Here is a 3,996-nt window from a genome sequence, read left to right as displayed (position 1 = left end):
TTTGAATTCTTCGGGATAACGCGGGTTGCTCATGGCACCTCCTAATGGACCGTATTATGAGGCCTGGAGGTGTCTACGAAACTAGGGGCGATTCACCCAGTCGTTTTGCGGTTGCCTTTTCGATTAAGTGCTCATCAGCAGTCGTTCCATCTTTTTTGAACCCACGCCCGTAAAACGCAAAGAGTTTGCCGATCTGACTGGCAAGGCCGACTTTCGCGGAGTAAACCGCCCTTATCGGGAACGCCGCTAAATCATTCGCATTTGAATGGTTCACCGGCAATGGCAGGGAGAGCATAAAATTTAACTTGGAGGGCAGGTCGCCAGAACCGTTGATAGTCAGCGTGGAGAACAGAGTGGCTTTACCAGATTCATATTCAGGAACTAGTGGCCAGCGCAGTTCGGGACTTTTTTTTTGGCTGGCCTGCGAATACTGCTCAAAAAGGAAGCCTCCTCGAAAATGAAGGGCTACCTTTTTCTTTGGGTCTTCGGTTCGATCAATCCAGATTGGTTTATTAGCGTTCGACGGTGACGCGAACCAGTCATCTGGAGAGTCGATAGTACGAAGGGACGGGGAATCATCAGCTATCTCGCTCGGTAATACGTTCGAAACCTCCTTTGGCACCCACACCAGGTAGGCTTCATAGTCCCCACCCTTGAGTTTTGTATAGTAAATCTCGACGCACCCACGCTTGCGCGTCGGCGACGCCGCAACCGTCGGCGAAGGCGGCCAGTGAAAATCCCCATATAACTTGAACAACAAGTTTGTGCTCATATCACCCCCGCCTGATCCGTGGCATTGCTATCACTTCGCCATGAGCCAAAACTGTAGTCGCTCCTTTCATTCCGGCAAGCTAAACTGGATTTATATTTTCTGTGGAAATAACAATATTACTCAGTCACTTGCGGATCATGACGTAAACAAAGCCAGTTTTTGGCATTAACTTGACGATCTGTGATTTCTGTTACTACGCTGGGTGACGACCGCCACGCGGCATTCGAAATCCGAACAGGTGCTGGCCAGACGATACGATTCTGTAAAAACACAGACAGCCATTCGCCCATCCTGGGTGAAGACAAGGAGGGTCAGTCAGATGTCGAAATCGATATGGCGATTGATGGGCGTGTTGTGGGTGTTGAGCCTTATCAGTATCGAGGGTTATACGGCAGATTTAACGCTGGAAACCAAGTGCGTGCTGGTCAGCGATGGGGGGTTGTTCGGCAGCAACCCGCAGAAGGCGTATCCCAATCTTCCCCCTTGCTCGCTGCTAAGCACCAATGCAAGCGACGTTGAAAAGCCCGCCGACCTGATCGGTACTGGTGACTTGATCATCGCGGTAAATAAAACAGAGTTCGAGAATGTCGTCACGAGCAACGCCGGCGTTCCCGGCCAGTTCTTGTTGTTTCTTAACGGTGTCGCATTACCTAACGATGCTTATATCGTCGCTCGAGAACAGGTCGACACAAACTTTGTACTGAGATACCGAATCCGCCAAGGCGCTGAAACTCAGCAATTGTGGTCAGTGCTCTATGCGGATGGCGCACTGTTGGAACCGCGTAGGCTCAACGCTGCCTTGGGTTGGCGCGCCAACGACAGCAGTGCCATGCCTATGTTGCCTGTGCGCTCAACAATCAGCGCTACCGTCAGCATTACTACAGTTTCCCGAATGGCCATCGCGCTGGTTCTAGTGCTCCTTGCTATAGGTGCCATCGTCTACATCGGCATTGCCACAGACACACTGCGCGACGCGCCGGACTCTGCGATTCCGACTTGGTGGAGCAATGCGGATAGGCTGAAAAAAGCGCTCGCCGGGACCTCCAATGAGGATGCGCGTCAAGAACTCCTGTCAAAAGCAGATCCGAACTACAACTCCACGCCGCAATCGGCGTACGACGATCTGGCCGAATCTGCGCTGGCAGGGCGGCCCCTTTCAGATGCGGAAATCGTGCCGACCACCGTAGGCCTGGCACTGCAAAAATACAGATGGCAGCCCCTTCGCGCGTCCTACAGTTTGAGTCGTACGCAAATGGCGCTGTGGTTCACCTTCGCCGTGGCCACCGGGCTTTTCCTTTGGTTGCTTTACGGCGATCTACGCCGCATCGATGGCTCGTTATTGGCCCTGCTGGGCATCAGCGTTTCCACGGCTGGAATTTCCTGGGTCGCAGACCGCAACGCCAATAACGGCCGAGACTACGTACCATCCCGTGGGTTTTGGTACGACTTGCTGACCGGCTTCGACGAACAGAAACAACTGCATCGCTATCAAGCAGTCGTAGTGAATATCCTGCTGCTGGTGGTGGGTATTTTCCATGTTCAGCAACAACTCAGCTACCCGGTATTTGACTCAACCTGGCTGATATTTCTTGGCATCAGCGGCACTACATATGGCATAGGCAAACAGTTGCTTGAGAATAGAAGCGGGAAATGACCTGCTCTGTAATCAAGAACCAAGCACTGCGCCAAAAGGCCTGATCATTTTGCTTACACAGGCTGGCTAGATAAGTGCTTGGATAGACGTTGATTACTCTATTCGGAATGCTTAGGCCAGGAGTCTTTCCAATCACTGAATTAACGAAGTACAGGCAATTGTTTTATTGTGAGTTCAAGGGGCGGGGCCAACTAAACGTCGCGGCCTGATAACAGCCGGTGTACTGCTTGAACTTGGGCAGCGCATTTTGGCAGTAGCATTCACGCTATACCCCGACGGAAGGTTTGATGTTGAGTACGACTAAAACAAGCCAGAGAACTATGAGGAAACCGACGAACTTGTAGCTGGAAAATGACAGAGGGCAGGCTGTCTCGTTGACGCACAGAGGGAATCTGTAGAAGCGTTTAGGCGGGTGGCTTGAAGGGCTAGTGGTGGTAATCGATGTGGGCGCGTGTGATAGCCGCTTTAGGCAGGTTGTAGCCTGTCGTAACGAGCGCGGTCAGCCTAAAAGCAGTCCTTATCCTTAATCATGCCGACCCTTGATTAAGCTGTGTCAAAAGACTGCATGGGATAACCTTGCTCCACATTTCAACTGAAACTGCGAATTGAACGATGGGTTTTGAACAACTTGCTGAGTTACGCGACCGCCTGCGGGCCGAAAACGTGCAGGTAAAGCCTGATAGTACGAAGCAGCTTGTGCGGAAGCCTTCTCCGCAGACGAAGCTTCGTGAGCAAGATCCTGCAGTAGAAGCGATCTGGCTCTTGCAGAAGCACTTTCCATTAGCCTTTCCGGTTAGTCCTGCACCCAAAATTCCATTAAAGGAAGGCATTCTCAAAGATGCTGAGCAACACCTGGAACTGCTCGGAATAACCAGCGAACAACTCAAGCAGGGCGTCGCGACCTGGTGCCGAGGAAGTCGATACTGGGCATGCATGACAGAGAATGCGCCGCGCTTGGACTTAAGCGGCCAGGCAGTAGGCATTGTGACGGCGGCTCAGGCTCTGCATGCGAAACATCAGGCTACGCGGCAGCGCGGACAAGCTCGACGGAATCAGGCAAAGCCGAAAGCGCTTTTAGAGGACAAGGCTGTCGAGACCGTTGTGGAAGAGGTCGTGGATTAAGGGATCACACGCGCTCGGCACCGAGCCGCTCAATCACCTACCCGGCGGGCAAAGGTTGTCCGCTCCACCTTTTACGGTTGTCTGGGCATGCTAAATGTTCTGGTGCGGGAGTGGGGCGCAGAGGTCCAAAACGCCTCAGGGACTTTTGCGGGATAACGTTGAGAGCCGTTGGGGGGCGTGGGGCATCGGTTGCAGCGAGCGCCCTAGGTAATGCTAGATAAATCAGAAGTTTAGAACACGTAAGCCTGCATGGGGTGCTAGGGGTCGAGTGTTCGAATCACTCCGTCCCGACCATATATAGTTGCATTGACAAAGCCCAGTCTGAAAGGTCTGGGCTTTGTCGTTTCTGCAGGCGACGCGGTTCTGGGGCTGACGGCCTGGATGTTGGTGGTTATTGCAACAAAAGCATAACAATCGATTGACCTGCGTTTCATTGTCCCTATAATGC

At 52.5% G+C, this 3,996-nt stretch carries 3 protein-coding genes and 1 tRNA gene; 3 read left to right on the top strand and 1 reads right to left on the bottom strand.

Translation table 11 applies throughout. The features are described from left to right. Nucleotides 1–73: 73 nt before the first annotated feature. Nucleotides 74–772 (bottom strand): hypothetical protein, encoded by a 699-nt coding sequence (locus tag ACIGEK_RS22380; RefSeq protein ID WP_397495428.1) that lies wholly within the window; start codon nt 770–772, stop codon nt 74–76. A gap of 319 nt (nt 773–1,091) precedes the next feature. Between ACIGEK_RS22380 and ACIGEK_RS22375 the strand changes: the two genes are divergently transcribed. From ACIGEK_RS22375 to ACIGEK_RS22365, 3 genes are all read left to right on the top strand, one after another. Then, complete coding sequence (locus tag ACIGEK_RS22375) at nt 1,092–2,426, top strand: hypothetical protein (protein ID WP_397495427.1); 1,335 nt, start codon at nt 1,092–1,094, stop codon at nt 2,424–2,426. 612 nt (nt 2,427–3,038) lie between these two features. Continuing rightward, nucleotides 3,039–3,548 carry a ProQ/FinO family protein gene (locus ACIGEK_RS22370; protein WP_397495426.1) on the top strand — a complete coding sequence of 170 codons (510 nt, stop codon included), beginning with the start codon at nt 3,039–3,041 and terminating at the stop codon, nt 3,546–3,548. Nucleotides 3,549–3,719: 171 nt separating this feature from the next. Next, nucleotides 3,720–3,842, top strand: a tRNA-OTHER gene (locus ACIGEK_RS22365). Nucleotides 3,843–3,996: the final 154 nt, after the last annotated feature.

It is taken from the genome of Pseudomonas sp. NPDC079086, from assembly GCF_044542155.1.
Taxonomy (GTDB): Bacteria; Pseudomonadota; Gammaproteobacteria; order Pseudomonadales; family Pseudomonadaceae; genus Aquipseudomonas.
Note: the sequence above shows the minus strand (reverse complement) of the source record. Positions and strands in the feature narration are given on the sequence as shown.